This window comes from Streptosporangium sp. NPDC051022 (genome assembly GCF_040683035.1).
GTDB lineage: Bacteria > Actinomycetota > Actinomycetes > Streptosporangiales > Streptosporangiaceae > Streptosporangium.
This window is the reverse complement of the sequence record NZ_JBFBCF010000040.1, coordinates 67,718-89,173: the sequence shown is the minus strand read 5'-3', so window position 1 is coordinate 89,173 and position 21,456 is coordinate 67,718. Positions and strand designations below refer to the sequence as shown.

General features: G+C 74.8%; 2 protein-coding genes (1 of these 2 running past the window's edge). Both read left to right on the top strand.

The window, feature by feature from the left end; translation table 11 throughout:
• On the top strand, positions 1-4,438 hold the 3' end of the coding sequence (locus tag AB0N02_RS41050) for a type I polyketide synthase (protein WP_363958787.1). The gene continues 6,605 nt to the left of window position 1, outside the view; the window shows 4,438 of its 11,043 coding nt (coding positions 6,606-11,043); the start codon falls outside the window, past its left edge; the stop codon is at positions 4,436-4,438.
• Positions 4,435-21,456 (top strand): SDR family NAD(P)-dependent oxidoreductase, encoded by a 17,022-nt coding sequence (locus AB0N02_RS41045; RefSeq protein WP_363958784.1) that lies wholly within the window; start codon positions 4,435-4,437, stop codon positions 21,454-21,456. The genes AB0N02_RS41050 and AB0N02_RS41045 overlap by 4 nt, the downstream gene beginning before the upstream one ends.

Here is a 21,456-nt window from a genome sequence, read left to right as displayed (position 1 = left end):
CGCGACGCTGGTGTTCGACCACCCCACCCCGGCCACGCTGGTGGACCACCTGTGCGCCCTGCTGGCCGGGGAAGCCGACGCCGGTGAGGTCCGGGCCGCGGCGGCGACGCACGAGCCGATCGCGATCGTCGGGATGGCCTGCCGCTTCCCGGGCGGTGTCGCGACGCCGGAGCAGCTGTGGCGGCTGGTGCTCGACGGACGCGACGCGATCACCGGCTTCCCCGTCGACCGCGGCTGGGACCTCGGCCGCCTGCACCACCCCGACCCGGACAACCAGGGCACCAGCTACGTCCGGGAGGGCGGCTTCCTGGAGGCGGCCGGCGACTTCGACGCGGACTTCTTCGGCATCAGCCCGCGCGAGGCCGCCGCGATGGACCCGCAGCAGCGGCTGCTGCTGGAGACGGCGTGGGAGGCGTTCGAACACGCCGGCATCGACCCCGCGTCGGCCAGGGGCAGCGCCACCGGCGTGTTCGTCGGCCTGTCCTACCAGGGCTACGGGCTGGGGGCGGCGCCGGACGGCGCCGAGGGCTACCTGCTGACCGGCACCACGACCAGCGTCGCGTCCGGGCGGCTGGCCTACGTCCTCGGCCTGGAGGGCCCGGCGGTCACCGTGGACACGGCGTGCTCGTCCTCCCTCGTGGCGCTGCACCTGGCGGTGCAGTCGCTGCGTGCCGGTGAGTGCGAGCTCGCCCTGGCCGGCGGCGCCACCGTGATGGCGACCCCCGGCACGTTCGTGGAGTTCTCCCGCCAGCGCGGGCTCGCGCCCGACGGCCGCTGCAAGGCGTTCTCCGACGACGCCGACGGCACCGGCTGGGCCGAGGGCGCCGGTGTCCTGCTCGTGGAACGGCTGTCGGACGCCCGGCGCAACGGGCATCCCGTGCTGGCCGTCGTCCGGGGCAGCGCGGTCAACTCCGACGGCGCGAGCAACGGCCTCACCGCGCCCAACGGCCCCGCGCAGCAGCGGGTCATCCGGACGGCGCTGGCGGCGGCCGGGCTCGGGCCGTCGGAGGTGGACGCCGTCGAGGCGCACGGCACCGGCACCGCGCTGGGCGACCCGATCGAGGCGCAGGCGCTGCTGGCCGCCTACGGTCAGGACAGGGACGTCCCGCTGCTGCTGGGCTCGATCAAGTCCAACGTCGGCCACACCCAGGCGGCGGCCGGCGCCGCCGGTCTGATCAAGATGGTCATGGCGATGCGGGAGGGCGTGCTGCCCAGGACACTGCACGCCGACACGCCCTCCTCACACGTCGACTGGGACAGCGGCGCCGTACGGCTGCTGACCGAGCGAACCGACTGGCCCGACACCGGCCGTCCACGCCGCGCCGGGGTGTCCGCGTTCGGCATCAGCGGTACCAACGCCCACATCGTGCTGGAGCAGGCGCCGCCGGGCGCCGGCGCCGCGGTGACGCCCGTCGTCGGCCCCGCGCCACTGGTGATCTCCGGACGCACCGAGGCGGGCCTGCGGGCACAGGTCTCCCGGGTGCTCGACCACCTGCGCCGGCCTGGCACCGGCGAACTGCACGACATCGGCCGCTCACTGGCGCTGGGCCGGGCCCACCTCGAGCGCCGGGCCGTCGTCGTCGCCCACGACCGTGACGAGGCGATCGCGCGGCTGTCGGCCCTGCCGGCCTCCCCGCCGGTCAGGGTGAGCGGACACGCCGTGGTGTTCGGCGGCCAGGGCGCGCAGCACGCCGGCATGGGACGGGACCTGTACGCCGCCTTCCCCGTCTTCGCCGACACGTTCGACGAGGTGTGCGCGCACTTCGACCTGCTGCTCGGACGGCCGCTGCGGGACATCGTCCTCGGTGACGACGAGGCGCTGCTGGCCCGCACGCAGTTCACCCAGCCCGCGCTGTTCGCGTTCGAGGTGGCCCTGTTCCGGCTGGCCGAGTCATGGGGCCTGCGGCCGGAGTTCGTCGCCGGGCACTCCGTCGGCGGCATCACCGCCGCGTACGTGGCGGGGGTGTGGTCGCTGGCCGACGCGTGCACGCTGCTGGCCACGCGGGCACGACTGATGCAGTCCCTGCCGCCCGGTGCGATGGCGGCCGTCGAGACCGGCCATGACGACACAGCCGACACAGCCGACACAGCCGAACTGTCCGGCGTCGCGATCGCCGCGGTCAACGCACCGGGTTCGGTCGTGATCTCCGGTACGGAGTCCGAGGTGGACGCCGTCGTCGAGCGGTACCGCGCGCGGGGACGCCGGGCGACGCGGCTGAGGGTGAGCCACGCCTTCCACTCGCCGCTGATGGACGGCATGCTCGACGAGTTCGCCGCCGCCCTGCGCGGCCTGACCTTCGCCGAGCCGGCGATCCCCGTCGTGTCCGACCTCACCGGGCGGATCGCCACCGCCGGCGAACTGCGCACGCCGGAGTACTGGGTGCGGCACGTACGGTCGACCGTGCGCTTCGCCGACGTCGTCACGACCCTGCGCGGCACCGGTGCCGGTGCCATCGTCGAGATCGGGCCGGACGCGGCGCTGACGGCCGCGGTGCGCTCCGGCGCCGACATACCGGCGATCGCGACCCAGCGGGCGGGCAGACCCGAGATCGACACGCTCGTCGAAGCGGTCGGCGCCCTGCACGTCGCGGGCGTTCCCGTCGACTGGGCGGCCGTCTACCGGTCGCTGGGCGGGCGGCAGGTGCCGGTACCCACCACGGCGTTCCAGCACCGCAGGTTCTGGCTCGACACGCCCGGTGCCGCACCGGACACCGGCGCCTGGACGCATCACGTCGAGTGGACTCCGGTCCCCACCGGCGCCGGCACGATCAGCGGGGACTGGCTGGTCGTGGGGGACCGGGCACACGAGGTCGTCCGCCGGTGCGTGACGGCGCTGGAGTCGGCGGGCGCCCGCGTGCACGAGACAGTGGCTGATCCGCCAGCTGATCCGCCGGCCGGTCCGCCAGCTGATCCGCCGGCCGGTCCGCCGGCCGGTCCGGTGACCGGGGTGGTGTCGCTGCTCGCCCTGACCGTGGACGCGCCCGAGGTGCTCGCCCGTACGGCGCGGCTCGCCGAAGAGGTCGACGTCCCGCTGTGGCTGGTGACGTTCGGCGCCGACGATGACGCCGGGCAGGCGGCGCTGACCGGGCTCGGGCGCACGATCGCCGCCGAACGGCCCCACCGCTGGGGCGGTCTGGCCGATCTGCCGCGCGACGCGTCGGAGGCGGACTTCCGGGCCCTGGCCGCCGCGATGGCAGCCGCGACGGAGGACCAGATCATGGTACGCGCGGGTACGGTGCTCGCCGCGCGGCTGCGCCCGCTGCCGCTGCCGCCGTCGACGACCTGGCGGCCCAGCGGAACGGTGCTGGTCACCGGAGGTACCGGTGCGCTCGGCGCACACGTCGCGAGGTGGCTGGCGCGATCGGGCGCGGAGCACCTCGTGCTGACCGGGCGCCGGGGCGCGGACGCCCCGGGCGCCGGTGAGCTGGTCGCCGAGCTGACCGGGCTCGGCGCGGAGGTCGACGTCGTCGCCTGCGACGTCGCCGACCGTACGGCGGTCGCCGAACTGCTGGCGCAGTACCCGCCGTCCGCCGTCTTCCACGCCGCGGGAGTGCTCGACGACGGCGTCCTCGGCGCGCTGACCCCGGACCGGTTCGAACGCGTCTGGCGGCCGAAGGCGGAGGCGGCCCGGCACCTCGACGAACTCACCGGCGACCTCGACGCGTTCGTACTGTTCTCCTCGATGGCGGGCACGCTCGGCAGCGCCGGGCAGGGTAACTACGCCGCCGCCAACGCCTTCCTGGACGCCCTGGCCCGTCGCCGCCGTGCCGAGGGCAAGCCGGCCGTCGCCGCCGCCTGGGGGCCGTGGGCGGGCGAGGGCATGGCGGCCGATCCCCGCGCGGTGGAGCGGATGCGGCGCGGCGGCGTGCACCCGATGGACCCCGCGGCGGCCGTCACCGTCCTGCACCGCGCCCTGTCCGGTCCGGGTGGGTCGCTGGTCATCGCCGACGTCGACTGGAAACCCTACGCCGAAGGCAGCCGGGCCGGCCTGCTGACCGATCTGGTGACGCGGCCGAGCACCACGACCCCGACGGACTACGGCCGGGTAGCGCCGGCCGACCGGCAGCGGCTGCTGCTCGACGCCGTGCGCACCCACGTCGCCGCCGTCCTCGCCCACGGCGGACCGGCGGAGGTCGACCCCGACCGGTCCTTCCGCGACCTCGGGTTCGACTCGCTGAGCGCGGTCAACCTGCGCAACCGGCTGGCCGCCGAAACCGGGCTGGAGCTGTCGGCCGCGCTGGTGTTCAACCACCCCACACCGGCCGCGCTCGCCGGGCACCTGGTGTCCGCGCTGTTCGGCGAGGATCCCGCCGGCCCCGCCCCCGCCGACCGGGGCGGCACGGGGGAACAGGCGAGCGGCGAGGACGACCCCGACCTGGCCGAGGCAACCGACGACGAGCTCTTCAAGCTCTTGGACGAGGAGTTTGGCGACCGATGACCGACACCGAGACGGACAAGCTCCGGGCCTACCTCAAGCGGGCCACGACGGACCTGCGCCGCGCCAACCGCAAGCTGGCCGAGCTGGAGGAACGCGACAGCGAGCCGATCGCGATCGTCGGCATGGGCTGCCGCTTCCCCGGCGACGTGCGCTCGCCCGACGACCTGTGGGACCTGGTGGCCGCGGGGACCGACGCGCTCACGCCGCTGCCCGCCGACCGCGGCTGGGATCCCGATCTGGTCGACCCGGATCCCGAACGGACCGGTCACGTCTACGCCGCCGAGGGCGGGTTCCTCGACTGCGCCACCGAGTTCGACGCGGACTTCTTCGGCATCAGCCCGCGGGAGGCGCTCGCCATGGACCCGCAGCAGCGGCTGCTGCTGGAGACGGCGTGGGAGGCGTTCGAACGCGCCGGAATCGACCCCGCGTGGGCGCGTGGCAGCCGGACCGGTGTGTTCGTCGGCACCAACGGCCAGGACTACCCGGCGGTGCTCATGCGCTCCCCCGAGGACTTCGAGGGCCACCTGGGCACCGGTAACGCGGCGAGCATCGCCTCCGGCCGGATCTCCTACCTGCTGGGCCTGGAGGGGCCGTCGCTGACCGTCGACACCGCGTGCTCGGCGTCGCTGGTCGCGCTGCACCTGGCCGTCCGATCCCTGCGGGCGGGCGAATGCGGGCTCGCGCTCGTCGGGGGCGCCACGGTGATGGCCACCCCGGGCACCTTCCTGGAGTTTTCCCGCCAGCGCGCCCTCGCCCCCGACGGGCGGTGCAAGGCGTTCTCCGCCGACGCGGACGGCACCGGCTGGGGCGAGGGCGCCGCGGTGATCCTGGTGGAGCGGCTGTCGGACGCCCGGCGCAACGGCCACCCGGTGCTGGCGCTCGTGCGCGGCAGCGCGGTCAACTCCGACGGCGCCTCCAACGGCCTGACCGCGCCCAACGGCCCCGCCCAGGAACGCGTGATCCGTGAGGCGCTGGCGGCCGCCGGGCTCACGCCGTCCGACGTGGACGCCGTCGAGGCGCACGGCACCGGCACCAGGCTCGGCGACCCGATCGAGGCCGACGCGCTGCGGGCGGTCTACGGCCGGGACCGCGGCCGGCCGCTGTGGCTGGGCTCGGTCAAGTCCAACATCGGCCACACCCAGGCCGCCGCCGGACTGGCGGGCGTCGTGAAGACCGTACTGGCCCTGCGGCACGGCCTGCTGCCCAGGACGCTGCACGTGGGCACGCCGACGCCGCGGGTCACCTGGTCCGGCGTCCGGGTGCTCACCGAGCAGATCGGCTGGCCGGAGACCGACCGCCCGCGCCGCGCCGGTGTGTCGGCGTTCGGGGTGAGCGGCACCAACGCGCACGTCATCCTGGAACAGGCTCCGGAGCCGGAGCCGCTCGCCGCGCAGGACGCGGAGGGGACGGAGGACACGGAGTCCGGCCCGGCGCTGTTCCCGCTCTCGGCCGCCGACCCCGTCGCGTTGCGCGCGCAGGCGGCCGCGCTCGCCGGCGTGGACGCGCCGTTCCGGCGGCTCGCCAGGGATCTCGCCACGACCCGCTCACACCTGCGGGAGCGTGCCGTGATCGTGGCCGGCGACCGTGACGAACTGATGGCCGGGCTGCGTGCCGTACGGGACGGCGAGAACGCGCCTTCGGTGCTGCGCGCGGTCAACCCGGTCCGGGGCCGGACCGCGTTCCTGTTCTCCGGTCAGGGATCCCAGCGCATCGGCGCGGGGCGTGAGCTGCACGCGCGTCATGTCGCGTTCGCGAACGCCTTTGACGAGGTCGCCGAGCACTGCGGCCTGCCGTTGCGCGACATCGCCTTCGGCGGGGACGCGGCGCGGCTGGACCGCACCGAGTTCACCCAGCCGGTCCTGTTCGCCGTCGAGGTCGCCCTGTTCCGCCTGCTGGAGAGCTGGGGGATCACACCGGACTTTCTGCTCGGCCACTCCATCGGCGAACTCGCCGCCGCACATGTCGCGGGCGTGCTCGGTCTGCCGGACGCGGCCAGACTGGCGGTGGCCCGCGGCGCGCTGATGCAGCGGCTACCCTCGGGCGGGGCGATGGTGGCGGTCGAGGCGACGGCGGACGAGGTCCGGCCACTGCTGGACGACCGGGTCGGGCTGGCCGCCGTGAACGGCCCGTCGTCGGTCGTGCTGTCCGGAGACGAGCCGGCCGTGCTCGCCATCGCCCAGGACCTCGCCGCACGTGGCCGCAAGACCAGCCGCCTGCGCGTGTCGCACGCCTTCCACTCGCCCCGGATGCGGCCGATCGCCGACGAGCTGCGCCAGATCGTCAGGACTCTGACGTTCACCCAGGCCCGGCTGCCGATCGTGCCGACCGGCCCCGGCGACGACCTGACCGATCCGGAGTACTGGGTACGGCAGGCCGTCGGCACCGTCCACTTCGCCGACGGGATGCGGCGGCTGGGCGACAGCGGTGCGACGACGGTGGTGGAACTCGGCCCCGGCGGTGTCCTGGCTGCGCTCGCCACGCGATGCCGGCCGGAGATCGTCGCCCTGCCGACGCTGCGAGAGGGCACGGACGAGGCCCGGTCGCTGCTCACCGCGGTGGGCCGGCTGCACGTGGAGGGAGCCCCGGTCGGCTGGCCCGCCCTGTGCGCCGAGGTGACCGGGCCGCGCGTCGAGCTGCCCACGTACCCTTTCCAGAGCAGGCGGTTCTGGCCCAGCCCCGCACCGCCGGAGGCCAAGGGCCGGCGGTACCGGATCGCGTGGGAGCCGGTCGAACCCGCCGGACGCACGCTGTCCGGTCGCTGGCTCGTGGTCACCCCGGAGATCGACGACCCCCTGGTGCCGGCGGTGTTCGCCGCGCTCACCGAGGCCGGCGCCGAGCCGGTGACCACCGCGGACGGCGAGATCACCGGTGTGCTGTCCCTGCTGGCACTCGACGAGCGACCTCATCCCGACCACCCGGCCGTACCGCGCGGCTACGCGCGGACCCTGACCCTCGCCCAGACCGTCGAGGCCCCGCTGTGGTGCCTGACCCGGGACGCCGTCGCCGTCACGGACACCGACCGGGTCACCGGCTTCGCCCAGAGCCTGGTCTGGGGGCTCGGGCAGGTCGTCGGCCTCGAACACCCCGAGCGGTGGGGCGGGGTCGTCGACGTCTCCGACGGCTTCGACCCGGGCCTGCTCACCGGCCTCCTCGCCGGGCCCCGCGCCGAGGACCAGGCGGCGATCCGCGGCGGACGGCTCTACGGCCGCCGGCTGGTCCGCGCCGAGCAGGGGCCGTCCCGGGCATGGCGGCCGCGCGGTACCCTCCTGGTCACCGGCGCGACCGGAGCCCTCGGCGCGAAGGTGTCCCGCTGGCTGGCCGCCGACGGCGCGCCGCACCTGCTGCTGACCAGCCGCAGTGGCGCCGACGCCCCCGGCGCCGCCGAACTCGTCCGCGAACTGCGTGAGCTGGGCGCACGCGTGACGCTGGCACGCTGCGACGTCGGCGACCGCGACGCCGTCCGGGACCTGCTCGCCGGGCAGGACGAGCCGGTGACCGCCGTCTTCCACACCGCCGCCGTGCTCGACGACGGAATGCTCGACGACCTGGGGCCCGGACGGGCGGACGCGGTACTGCGCACCAAGGCCCGAGGCGCCGAGATCCTGCACGAGCTGACCGGCGACCTCGACGCGTTCGTGCTGTTCTCGTCCAGCTCCGGCATCCTCGGCGGCGCGGGACACGGCAACTACGCCCCCGGCAACGCCTTCCTGGACTCCTTCGCCCGCCACCGCCGCGCCCTGGGACTGCCCGCGACGTCGATCTCCTGGGGCCCGTGGGACGGCGGGGGCATGGCCGACGGCGCGGTCGGGGACCGGCTCCGCCGCTACGGCGTGCGGCCGATGGATCCGCAGCGCGCGCTCGCCGAACTCGGCCGTGTGCTCGCCGACGACCTGACGCACGTCGTCGTCACCGACGTCGACTGGCCGCTGTTCGCCGCCGGCCTCCCGGACGGGCGGCGCCTGCTGGCCGCACTGACCGACCGGCCCGCGACCCAGCGGCCGGCGGAGGCGACGGCGACCGGCCTGGCCGCGCTGCCCCCCGAGGAACGCCTGCGGGCGGCGGTGCGGCTGGTCCGCACCACCGTCGCCACCGTGCTCCGTCACACCGACGCGGCGTCGGTCGGCACGACGAGGCCGTTCGGCGAACTGGGCTTCGACTCGCTGACCGCCCTGGAGCTGCGGGGCGCGCTACGTCAGGCCACCGGCCTGGACCTGCCCGTGACCCTGGTGTTCGACCACCCGACGCCGCAGGCCGTCGCCGAACACCTCGTCGCGCTGCTGGCCGGTACCGGCCACGGCTCACCGGAGGCGCGGCCGGTCGACTGCGCCCCCAGTGCCCCCAGTGCCCCCGGTGAGCCCATCGCGATCGTGGCGATGAGCTGCCGGTTCCCGGGCGGGGTGAGCTCCCCGGAGGACCTGTGGCAGCTCGTGCTGTCCGGTACCGACGCCGTCACCGGGCTGCCCACCGACCGCGGCTGGGACGTCGAGGGACTCTACGACCCGGACCCGGACGCGCTCGGCCGCTCCTACACCCGTGAGGGCGGCTTCCTCACCGGGGCCACCGAGTTCGATCCCCGGTTCTTCGGCATCAGCCCGCGTGAGGCGCTGGCCATGGACCCGCAGCAGCGCCTGCTGCTGGAGGTCTCCTGGGAACTGTTCGAACGCGCCGGACTCGACCCCGCCGCGCTGCGCGGCAGCCGCACCGGCGTGTTCGTGGGCACCACCGGGCAGGACTACGTGCCGCTGCTGCTCGCCTCGGACGACCCCGTCGAAGGCCATCTCAGCACCGGCACCGCGGGCAGCGTGGCCTCCGGCCGGCTCGCGTACGCGTTCGGCCTGGAGGGCCCGGCCATCACGGTCGACACCGCGTGCTCGTCGTCACTGGTCGCCCTGCACCTGGCGGCGCAGGCGCTGCGGACGGGCGAGTGCTCGATGGCGCTGGCCGGTGGGGTGACCGTGATGTCCACCCCGGGCACGTTCATCGAGTTCTCCCGCCAGCGCGGACTGGCCGCGGACGGCCGGTGCAAGGCGTTCGCCGAGGGCGCCGACGGCTTCGGCCCCGGCGAGGGCATCGGCGTGCTGCTGCTGGAGCGGCTGTCCGACGCCCGGCGCAACGGCCACCGGGTGCTGGCCCTGCTGCGCGGCAGCGCGGTCAACTCCGACGGGGCCTCCAACGGCCTGACCGCGCCGCACGGACCGTCCCAGCAGCGCGTCATCCGCGCCGCGCTCGCCGACGCCCGGCTGACCGCCGCGGACGTCGACGTGGTCGAGGCGCACGGGACCGGCACCGCGCTGGGCGACCCGATCGAGGCGCAGGCGCTGCTGGCCACCTACGGTCAGGAACGCCGCTCCCCGCTGCTGCTGGGCTCGGTGAAGTCCAACATCGGCCACGCGCTCGGCGCGGCGGGTGCGGCGGGCGTGATCAAGACCGTGATGGCGATGCGCGCGGGCGTCGTGCCGCCCACGCTGCACGCCGGGCAGCCGACCTCGCACGTCGACTGGTCCAGCGGCGGCATCGAGCTGGTCACCCGCCCCACCGACTGGCCGGCGGCCCACGGGCCGCGCCGGGCAGGCGTCTCGTCGTTCGGCATGAGCGGCACCAACGCCCACGTCGTGCTGGAGCAGGCCCCGCCGACGCCGGTGGACACGTCCGTGCGGACGCCGCCCGCGCACCTGCCGCTACCGCTGTCGGCCGCGGACGGGCCCGCGCTCGCCGCCCAGGCCGAGCGGCTGGCCGGGACGATCGAGGCCGGCGCCGACCCGCTCGACGTCGCGTTCTCGCTGGCCACCTCACGTGCCCACCTGGAACACCGTGCCGTGGTGCTCGCCCGGGACGGCGCCGAGGCCGTCACCGCGCTGCGTGAGCTGGCCGCCGGCCGGATCCCGCCGACGGTGGTCACCGGCACCGCGCGCGGGGGACAGCTCGCGTTCCTGTTCGCCGGGCAGGGCACACAGCGGCTGGGCATGGGCCGCGCCCTGTACGACGCGTTCCCGGCGTTCGCCGGGGCGTTCGACGAGATCTGCGCCGCGTTCGCCGACCACGTCCGGCTCCCGCTCGCCGACGTCGTCTTCGGCGAGGACGCCGCGTCGCTCGACCGCACAGAGATCACCCAGCCCGCGCTGTTCGCGCTGGAGGTGGCGCTGTTCCGGCTGTTGGACAGCTGGGGCGTGCGACCGGACGCGCTGCTGGGCCACTCCGTCGGCGAGCTGGCCGCCGCCCACGTCGGCGGGGTCCTGTCGCTGCCGGACGCCTGCCTGCTGGTGGGTGCGCGCGGCCGGCTGATGCAGTCGCTGGCCGACGACGGCGCGATGGTGTCGATCGCCGCGGGTGAGGACGTGGTGCGCTCGTGGCTGGCCGGCCGTGCCGACATCGCGGCGGTCAACGGACCCGCGGCGACCGTCGTCTCGGGTGAGGCCGGCGCGGTCGCCCGTATCGAGGAGATCGCCGCCGGACAGGGGATCCGGACCCGCCGTCTGCGCGTGGACCGGGCCTTCCACTCGCCGCTGGTGGACCCCGTGCTCGACGAGTTCGCGCGGATCGCCGGGACCGTACGGTTCCAGCCGCCGCGCATCCCGATCGTCTCCAACGTCACCGGCGAGCTCGCGCCGGCCATGACCGCCGACTACTGGGTGCGTCACATCAGGCAGGCCGTGCGTTTCGGCGACGGCGTGCGAACCCTGCTGCGCGAAGGCGTCCGCACGTTCGTCGAGCTGGGGCCGGACGGCGTGCTGTCCGCGCTGGCCAGGTCGGGGATGGACACCGAGGACGCCGAGGACGCAGTGTTCGCGCCGGCGCAGCGCCGGACCGGTTCCGGTGCGCACGCGGTCCTGTCCGCCCTCGCCCAGGTCCAGGTGACGGGCGGCCGCGTGGACTGGGCCCGCGTGTTCGCCGGCACGGGGGCACGGCTCGTCGACCTGCCGACCTATGCCTTCCAGCGCGGCCGCTACTGGCCGACGCTGCGCGACGGACATTCCGCCAGGGCGACACGCCCCGACACGGCGACGTCCACCCCGTCGGCCGCGCAGCCGTCCGCCGGGCCGATGACGGCCACGGCGAACGGCCTGGTCGCGCTGCCCGACGACCAGCGTGAGGCGGCCGTGCTCGACCTCGTGCGCGCCCAGGCGGCCGCGGTGCTCGGGCTCACCTCCGTGGCCGAGGTCAAGTCCGGCAAGGCGTTCCGCGACCTCGGCCTGGACTCGATCACCGCGGTGGACCTGCGCAACCGGCTCGCCGGTCTGCTCGGCCGGCCGCTGCCCGCGACGCTGGTGTTCGACCACCCGACACCGCGTGCCCTGGCGGGGTTCGTGCTGGCCGAGCTCACCGCGGCCGGTCCGGCCGCCACGACGCCCGTCGCCTCGGCCGTCGACCGGGACCCGATCGTCATCGTCGGTATGGACTGCCGGTACCCGGGCGGCGTGCGCTCGGCCGGCGAGCTGTGGCAGCTGGTCGTGAACGGGCGCGACGCCGTATCGGGCTTCCCGGCCGATCGCGGCTGGGACCTCGGCTCGCTCTACGACCCGGAACCTGGTGTTCCCGGCCGCTGCTACACCGACCAGGGCGGCTTCCTCGACGGCGTGGCCCTGTTCGACCCGGCGCTGTTCGGGATCTCGCCGCGTGAGGCGCTGGCGATGGACCCGCAGCAGCGGCTGCTGCTGGAGACCGCCTGGGGCGCCTTCGAACACGCCGGAATCGATCCCACCTCGGTACGGGGCCGTCGCGCCGGCACGTTCGTCGGCATCAGCGTGCAGGACTACGTCAACCTCGCCGCCACCTCGGCCGACGACCTCGGCGGCTACATCGGCACCGGTAACGCGGGCAGCATCGTGTCCGGCCGACTGGCCTACGTCTTCGGCCTGGAGGGCCCGGCGGTCACCGTCGACACGGCGTGCTCGTCGTCCTTGGTGGCGTTGCACCTCGCGGCGCAGTCGTTGCGGTCCGGCGAATGCGATCTCGCGCTCGCCGGCGGCGCCACGATCATGTCCACACCGGCGGCCTTCGTGGAGTTCTCCCGCCAGCGGGGCCTGTCCCCGGACGGCCGGTGCAAGGCGTTCTCCGACGCCGCCGACGGCACCGGCTGGGCCGAGGGCGTGGGCATGCTCGTGCTGGAACGGCTGGCCGACGCCCGCCGTAACGGCCACACCGTGCTCGCGGTCGTCGCCGGTAGCGCCGTCAACCAGGACGGCGCGTCCAACGGCCTGACCGCGCCGAACGGGCCGTCGCAGCAGCGAGTGATCCGCGCCGCGCTGGCGAACGCCGGTCTGTCCGCTTCCGAGGTCGACGCGGTCGAGGCGCACGGCACCGGTACGCGCCTGGGCGACCCGATCGAGGCGCAGGCGCTGCTGGCGACCTACGGCCAGAACCGTGATCGCCCACTCTGGCTGGGCTCGCTGAAGTCCAACATCGGCCACTCGCAGGCCGCCGCGGGGGTCGGCGGCGTGATCAAGATGGTGATGGCGATGCGGCACGGCGTCCTGCCGCGGACATTGCACGTCGGCACGCCGTCGTCCGAAGTGGAGTGGAGCGCCGGAGACGTCCAGTTGTTGACGGAGAACCGGGAATGGACCGGGCCACGCCGGGCGGGCGTGTCGTCGTTCGGCATGAGCGGCACCAACGCGCACGTCGTGCTCGCACAGCCACCTGCCGAGGCCGACGAACCCGTCGCCCCCGAGGTGACACCGCCGGTCCACCCCGTCGCCCTGTCCGCGACGAGCGCCGAAGGACTCGCCGACCAGGCGCGGCGGCTGCGTGATTTCGTCACCGAGGACATGCCGGTCCGGGACATCGGGCTGTCCTCCTTCACCACCAGGGCCGCGCTGGAGCATCGTGCCGTGGTGCTCGCGGAGCAGCCGTCCGACCTGGTGGACGTCCTGTCCGCGCTCGCCGAGGGACGTCCGTCGCCCCGGTGCCGTACCGGCGTCGCCGACGAGGGCCGGTTGGCGGTGTTGTTCGCGGGTCAGGGCTCGCAGCGGGCGGGCATGGGGTGTGAGCTGGCCGGGGTGTTCCCGGTGTTCGCGGAGGCGTTCGACGCGGTCGTGCAGGCGTTCGACGAGGTCACGGGGCGGCCCTGGGCCGAGGGCGACCTGTCGCGCACGGAGTTCGCCCAGCCCGCGCTGTTCGCCTTCGAGGTGGCCCTGTACCGGTTGCTCGAGTCCTGGGGCCTGCGGCCCGACGTGGTGATGGGGCATTCGCTGGGTGAGATCACCGCCGCCCACATCGCCGGGATGTTCTCCCTGAAGGACGCCTGTCTGATCGTGACGGAACGGGCCCGGCTGATGCAGGCGCTGGAGCCGGGCGCGATGGTGGCCCTGTCGGTGTCCGAGGACGACGTACGGCCGGTGCTGGCGGGCAGGGTGTCCATCGCTGCGGTCAACGGCCCGCAATCGGTGGTCGTCTCCGGCGCGGAAGAGGACGTCCTGGCGGTCGCGGGCCGGTTCGAGCGGTGGCGCCGCCTGGCGGTGGGTCACGCCTTCCACTCACCCTTGACCGAACCGATGCTGGAGGACTTCCGCCGGGTCATGGAGCGGGTGGAGTTCCACCCGCCGAAGCTCCCCCTGATCTCCAACGTCACCGGCCAGACCGCCACCCCAGAGCAGGTGTGCACGGCCGGCTACTGGGTGGAACACGTACGGGCCACCGTACGCTTCGCCGACGGCGTCAAAGCATCAAACGCCTCTGTACTGTGCGAGATCGGCCCTGACGGTGTCCTGTCCGGGCTGACCGGAGCCATCCCCACGCAGCGGCCCGACCGCCCGCAGGTGGAGTCGTTGCTCGCCGCGGCGGGGGAGTTGTTCGTCCGTGGTGTGGAGGTCGACTGGCCGTCGGTGTTCTCGGGAACCGGGGCTCGCCGCGTTCCGCTGCCCACCTACGCCTTCCAGCACCGGCGGTTCTGGGCGGTCCCGGCTCCGGTCGGCGACGTGTCGGCCGCCGGTCTCGTGCGGGCGGCGCACCCCCTTCTGGGCGCGGTGCTGCCACTGGCCGACGGGCGGCAGATCGTCCTGACCGGACAGTTGTCCACCCACACCCATCCGTGGCTGGCCGACCATGTCGTCAACGGTGCCGTGCTGCTCCCCGGAACGGCCTTTCTCGAGCTCGCCGTGCGCGCGGCCGACGAGGCCGGATACGCGGCCGTCGAGGAACTGAGCCTGGCCACGCCGCTCGTGCTGGCCGACGGGGAGAACAAGGTCAACAAGGTCGGCCTGCAGGTGGTCGTCGACGAACCCGACGACACCGGCCGCCGGGCCCTCCGCGTCTACTCGCGGCCGGCCGCCGACGACGACGGGCCGTGGACCCTGCACGCCACCGGTGTGCTCGCCGAGCGGGCGACGGCCCCGGCGCGAGACCTGGTGGAGTGGCCGCCGCCCGGGGCCACCCCCATCGAGGTCGACGGGCTTTACGAGGCGTTGGCGCAGGCCGGATTCGGCTACGGCCCGGCCTTCCGGGGCCTGCGTGCCGCGTGGCGGCTCGGCGACGACGTCCTCGCGGAGATCGAGCTGACGGCCGACGTCACGGGCTTCGCGATTCACCCCGCGCTGCTCGACGCGGCACAGCACGCCGTGCTGCTCGGCGGGTTCCTCCCGGCCGACGCGGGCTGGCTGCCGTTCTCCTGGACCGGGGTGTCGGTCACCGCGTCCGGCGCCACCCGGGCCAGGGTGCGGATGTCACCGGCGCGAGGCGACGCGGTCTCGCTGCTGGTCACCGACGCGGACGGCATGCCCATCGCCGCCGTGGACTCGCTCGCCTTCCGCCCGGCGGCGCCGTCGGCCCCGGTCGCCGACCACGGCCGGGACGCGTTGTTCCACCTCACCTGGGCCGACCGCCCCCGCGCCGAGGGCGGGCCGGTGCCGGTCATGCTGGAGGGCTCCCTGGCGAGCCTGCGTGCGCGCCCCGCGCCGCCCGTCGTGCTGGTCGATGTGCGCGGCGAGGCGCGGGACGTCCTGCACGAGGTGCTCGCGCTGAGCAACGAATGGCTGGCCGACGACCACTGGGCCGACTCGCGCCTGGTCGTCCGTACCCGGCACGCCGTCGCCACCGGTCCGCAGGACCGCGCCCACGACCCCGCCCTGGCCGCCGTCTGGGGCTTCGTGCGCTCGGCGCAGCTGGAGCACCCCGAGCGTTTCCAGCTGGTCGACTCGGACGGCACGCGGGCGTCCGAGGACGCGCTGGCGGCGGCGGTCGAGACGGGGGAACCGCAGCTGGCGCTCCGTGACGGCCGTGCGAGCACGCCACGGCTCACCAGGGCGATGCCGGCACTGGTACCGCCCGCCGATCAGCCCTGGCGACTCGGCCTCGTCGACCAGGGCAGCCTGGACGGGCTCGCGCTCGTCGCCGACCCCGCGGTGGCCGCGCCGGTTCCGCACGGCTGCGTCCGCGTCGCGGTCCGCGCCGCGGGCCTGAACTTCCGGGACGTCCTCAACGCGCTCGGCATGTACCCGGGCGACGCCGGCCTGCTGGGCAACGAGGGCGCGGGCGTCGTGCTCGAGGTCGGCCCCGGCGTCACCGACCTGGCCCCCGGCGACCGGGTCATGGGTCTGGTGCCCGGGTCGTTCGCGACGATGGCCCTGGTGGACCGGCGGCTGCTCACCCGCATCCCCGACGGGTGGTCCTTCGCCCGCGCCGCGTCGCTTCCGATGGCCTATCTGACCGCCTACTACGCGCTGGTCGACCTCGCCGCGCTGAAGCCCGGCGAGTCCGTGCTGATTCACGCGGCGGCGGGCGGTGTCGGCATGGCGGCCGTCCGCCTGGCCCAGCACCTCGGCGCCACCGTGTACGCCACCGCGAGCCCGCCGAAGTGGCCCGTGGTGCGGGACCTGGGCGTGCCCGACGGCCACATCGCCTCCTCCCGCACCCTGGAGTTCCGCGAGCGGTTCGCCCACGGTGTCGACGTCGTGCTGGACGCGCTGTCCGGCGAGTTCGTCGACGCCTCGCTGGACCTGATCGTTCCCGGCGGCCGTTTCGTGGAGATGGGGAAGACCGACATCCGCGACGCCGACGAGGTGGCCGCCGCGCACCCCGGTGTGTCCTACCGCGCGTTCGACCTGATCGAGGCGGGCCCGGACCGGATCCAGCGGATGCTCACCGAGATCGTCGCCCTGCTCGCCGACGGCACGCTGGCCCCGCTGCCGCTGACCGCCTGGGACGTGCGCCGGGCCCCGGAGGCGTTCCGCCACGTCAGCCAGGCCCGCCATGTCGGCAAGGTGGTACTGACCGTCCCGGCCCCACTGAACCCCGACGGCACGGTCCTGGTCACCGGCGGCACCGGCTCGCTCGGCGGACTCATCGCGCGTCACCTGGTCACGGCGTACGGCGTGCGCCGGCTGCTGCTGACCAGCAGGCGTGGCCCGCGGGCCGAGGGAGCCGCCGAACTCGTCGCCGAGCTGACCGGGCTCGGCGCCCACGTGGACGTCGCCGCGTGCGACGTCGCCGACCGCACCGCCCTGGCCCGGCTGCTGGCGGACGTCCCGGGCGACCATCCGCTCACCGGTGTCGTGCACACGGCCGGTGTCTCCGACGACGGCGTGCTGGAGTCGCTGACCCCGCAGCGGATCGACGCCGTGCTGGCGCCGAAGGCCCACGCCGCGACGGCCCTGTCCGAGCTGACCGAGCACGCGGACCTCGCCCTGTTCGTGCTGTTCTCCTCGGTGGCCGGTCTGCTGGGCAGCCCGGGGCAGGCGAACTATTCGGCGGCCAACGGCCTGCTGGACGGCCTGGCGCGTCAACGCGGCGCACGCGGCCTGCCCGCACAGGCGCTGGAGTGGGGACTGTGGGCCGATGGCACCGTGCGCAGCGGCATCAGCGGTCATCTCACGACCGCCGACATCGACCGCCTGACCCGCACCGGCCTGACACCGCTGGACGCCGAACGGGGACTGGCCCTGTTCGACCTCGCGACCGCGCTGCCCGAGCCGGTGCTGGCCCCGGTGCCGGTCGACATCTCGGTGCTGCGCAGGCACGCGGACAGCGTGCCGCCGATGCTGCGCGGCCTGGTACGGGTGCCCGGCCGCCGTACGGTGAGCGCCGCCAAGGCCGGCGGCGAGCTGTCGCGGCTCTCGCCCGACGAGCGGGCCCGCGCGCTGGGCGATCTCGTCCGCGCGCACACCGCGGCCGTGCTCGGGCACGACAACGCCGACGCGGTCGACCCCGGCAGGCCCTTCCGGGACCTCGGCTTCGACTCGCTGACCTCGGTCGAGCTGCGCAACCGGCTGGCCGCCGCCACCGGTGTCCGGTTGCCCGCGACGCTGGTGTTCGACCACCCGACACCGGCCCGGGTGATGGAATTCCTGGACGGGGAACTGTTCGGCACGGCCGTCGAGCGGCAGGCCGGAACCGCCGCGCCCGTCGACGGCGACCCGGTGGTGATCGTGGCGATGGGCTGCCGCTTCCCCGGCGGGGTGACCTCGCCCGACGAGCTGTGGCGGCTGGTCGTGGACGGGCGGGACGCCATATCGGGCTTCCCGGCCGACCGCGGCTGGGACCTCGGCTCACTCTACGACCCCGACCGTGCCCGGCCCGGCACGTCGTCGGTGCGCGAGGGCGGATTCCTGGCCGACGTGGGCGGCTTCGACCCGGCGTTCTTCGGGATCTCGCCGCGTGAGGCGCTGGCCATGGACCCGCAACAGCGCATCCTGCTGGAGATCTCCTGGGAGGCGTTCGAGCGGGCGGGGATCGACCCGGCGACCGCGCGCGGCAGCCGGACCGGTGTGTTCGTCGGCGCGTTCGACCAGGCGTACGGGGCGCTGGCCGGTCCGGCCCGTGACGAGCTGGAGGGCTACTTCCTCACCGGCAACGCGGCGAGCGTGATCTCCGGCCGCGTCGCCTACACATTCGGTCTGGAAGGCCCCACCCTGACCGTCGACACGGCGTGTTCGTCCTCGCTGGTGGCGCTGCATCTGGCGGCGCAGGCGCTGCGGTCGGGGGAGTGCTCGATGGCACTCGCCGGTGGGGTGACCGTCATGTCCAACCCGGGAGTGTTCGTCGAGTTCTCCCGGCAGGGCGGGCTGTCGCCGGACGGCCGGTGCAAGGCGTTCTCGGACGCCGCAGACGGCACGGGCTGGTCCGAGGGCGCCGGTGTGCTGTTGCTGGAGCGGCTGTCGGACGCCCGCCGCAACGGTCACCCGGTCCTGGCCGTACTGCGCGGCAGCGCGGTGAACTCCGACGGCGCCTCGAACGGGCTGACCGCGCCGAACGGCCCGTCACAGCAGCGGGTGATCCGCGCGGCCCTGGCGAACGCCGGTCTGTCCGTCATGGACGTCGACGCGGTGGAGGCGCACGGCACGGGCACGCGTCTCGGTGATCCGATCGAGGCGCACGCCCTGCTCGCCACCTATGGCCAGGACCGTGACCGTCCGCTGTGGCTGGGCTCGCTGAAGTCGAACATCGGGCATTCGCAGGCCGCCGCGGGGGTCGGCGGTGTGATCAAGATGGTGATGGCGATACGGCACGGTGTGCTGCCGCAGTCGCTGCACATCGGCACGCCGTCGTCCCAGGTGGAGTGGGACACCGGCGACGTCCGGCTGCTGACGGAGAACCGGGAGTGGGCCGGGCCGCGCCGGGCCGGGGTGTCCGCGTTCGGCGTCAGCGGCACCAACGCCCACGTGATCATCGAACACGCCGACGAACCGGCACGGCGGACGGCACCCTCCGTGTCTCCCGTACCCTCCGTGCCCTCCGTACCCTCCGTGCCTCCCGCGCCGGCCGCCCTACCGGTCGTCGTCTCGGCGCGGTCCCGTTCGGCCCTCCGCGCGCAGGCCGCGAACCTGGCCGAGCACCTGGCCGCGACCGACGCCACGCTGGCCGACATCGCGCACTCGCTGGCCACCGGCCGCTCCGCCTTCGAGTACCGGGCCGTGGTCGTCGCCGGCGACCACGGGGCCGCGATCGCGGGACTGCGGGCGATCGCCGCCGGAGAGCCCGCGCCGTCGGTCGTCACCGGGCAGGCGTCCGGCGGCAGGCTCGCCATGATGTTCGCGGGCCAGGGCACTCGGCTCGCGGGCGCGGCCGAGAGCTTCGCCCGCGCCGTCCCGCTGTTCGGCCAGGTGCACGCCGAGGTGTCCGCCCGGCTGGCGGCCGGGGACGACCTGACGCGCACCGAGTTCGCCCAGCCCGCCCTGTTCGCCTTCGAGGTGGCGCTGTTCCGCGTTCTCGAGTCCTGGGGTGTCTCGCCGGAGGTGGTACTGGGCCACTCTCTCGGCGAGATCGCCGCCGCGCACGTCGCCGGGGTGTTCTCCCTCGACGACGCGTGCCTGATCGTGTCCGAGCGGGCCCGGCTGATGCAGGCGATGCGGCCCGGCGTCATGGTGGCCCTGCCGGTGTCCGAGGACGACGTGCTGCCGCTGCTGACCGGCCAGGTGTCGGTGGCGGCGGTGAACGGGCCGCGATCGGTCGTGATCGCGGGTGCCGAGGACGAGGTCCTCGCCATCGCGGCCGGGTTCGGCCGGTCGCGCCGCCTGCCGGTGACCCGCGCGTTCCACTCGCCGCTGATGGAGCCGATGCTGGCGGAGTTCCGGACGGTCCTGGACCGTGTCGAGTTGTCCGTCCCGCGGATCACCCTGGTCTCCGGCGGGGATGTCACCGATCCGGATCACTGGGTCCGCCACGTCCGGGAGGCGGTCCGCTTCGGCGACGCCGTGCGCGGGGCGGCGTCGGCGGGAGCGCGCACCTTCCTGGAAATCGGGCCCGACGGTGTGCTGTCGGGGCTCGCCGCGGACAACCTCGGTGACGACGCCACCGTCATCCCCTCCGCGACCGGGCCGCTCGACGTCGTGGCGGCACTGCACGTCGCCGGGCACCGGATCGACTGGCCCGCGCTGCTCGGACCGGCCCGGCGCGCGAGCCTGCCGACCTACGCGTTCCAGCGCAGCCGGTACTGGCTTGTGCCCGAAGCGCCCGAAGTGCTCGGGCCTCGGACGCCCGTGGTGCCCGAGCCACGTGCCGAGGCCGCCGAGGAGGGCGAGCCGGACATCGAACGCCTGGTGCGCGTCGAGGTCGCGGCGGTGCTCGGCTACACCGATCCCGCCGATGTCGAACCGGACCGCGCGTTCCTCGAACTCGGCTTCGACTCGCTGGCGATCGCGGGGTTGCGGGCCCGCCTGCGCCGGTCGGCGGGGATCAGTCTGTCCGCCGACGCGCTGTTCGAGCACCCGACACCGCGGGCACTGGCCGCGTTCGCCGCCGACCGGCGCTCCGGCGCCACCGCGCCGGAGCAGGAGCACGAAGGCCCGGTCACCAGCCTGTTCCGCCGCGCCTTCGCGCAGGGGGGCTACCAGCAGGCATGCGACCTGGTGGACCTCGCCGCGACCCTGCGGCCCACGTACGACGCGGCCGATGCGCGCGGCGACGCCGACCCGGTGCGGCTGTGCGACGGCGGCCACGGCGAACCGCTGCTGTGCGTGCCGTCGCTGGTGGCTCCGGTGACCCCGGTGCAGTTCGCGAAGTTCGCCACCGCGTTGCGCGGACAGCGGGAGGTATGGGTGCTGCCCACTCCCGGCTACGGCAGGGGCGAGCCGCTCCCGGCCGACCTGGCGGCGGCGGCCGCACGGCACGCGGACGCCCTCCGGCGCGGATTCGGCGACAAACCGGTCACCCTGGTCGCGTACTCCTCGGGCGGGTGGCTGGCGCACGAGCTCGCGGCACGCCTGGAGGCCGACGGCACGCCACCGCGGGCTCTGGTGCTGCTGGACAGCCCCGCGGGCCCCGGCGAGCACCTCGCCGTGCGCATGGCGGGCACCACGCACCGGCTGCTGGAACAGGTCCCGCAGCTGGCGGTCGACGACGACCAGCTCACCGCGATGGCCTGGTACGCCCGGTTGTTCGGGTCCTGGGCCCCACGCGCGACGACCGTGCCGACGCTGTTCCTCCGCGCGAGCGAGTTCGTGCCTGACCTGCTCGCGGGCGGCGTGCGGCCGTCGTGGCCGCTTCCCCACACCATGCGGGAGGTGACCGGCGACCACTTCACCCTGATGGACGAGCACGCAGACACGACCGCGACCGCGGTGCACCACTGGCTGAACGACCGGCACTGA

What these genes read in the sequence shown, in the direction of transcription:
- AB0N02_RS41045 (WP_363958784.1), top strand. Translation starts at nt 4,435, where the DNA reads ATGACCGACACCGAGACGGACAAGCTCCGGGCCTACCTCAAGCGGGCC.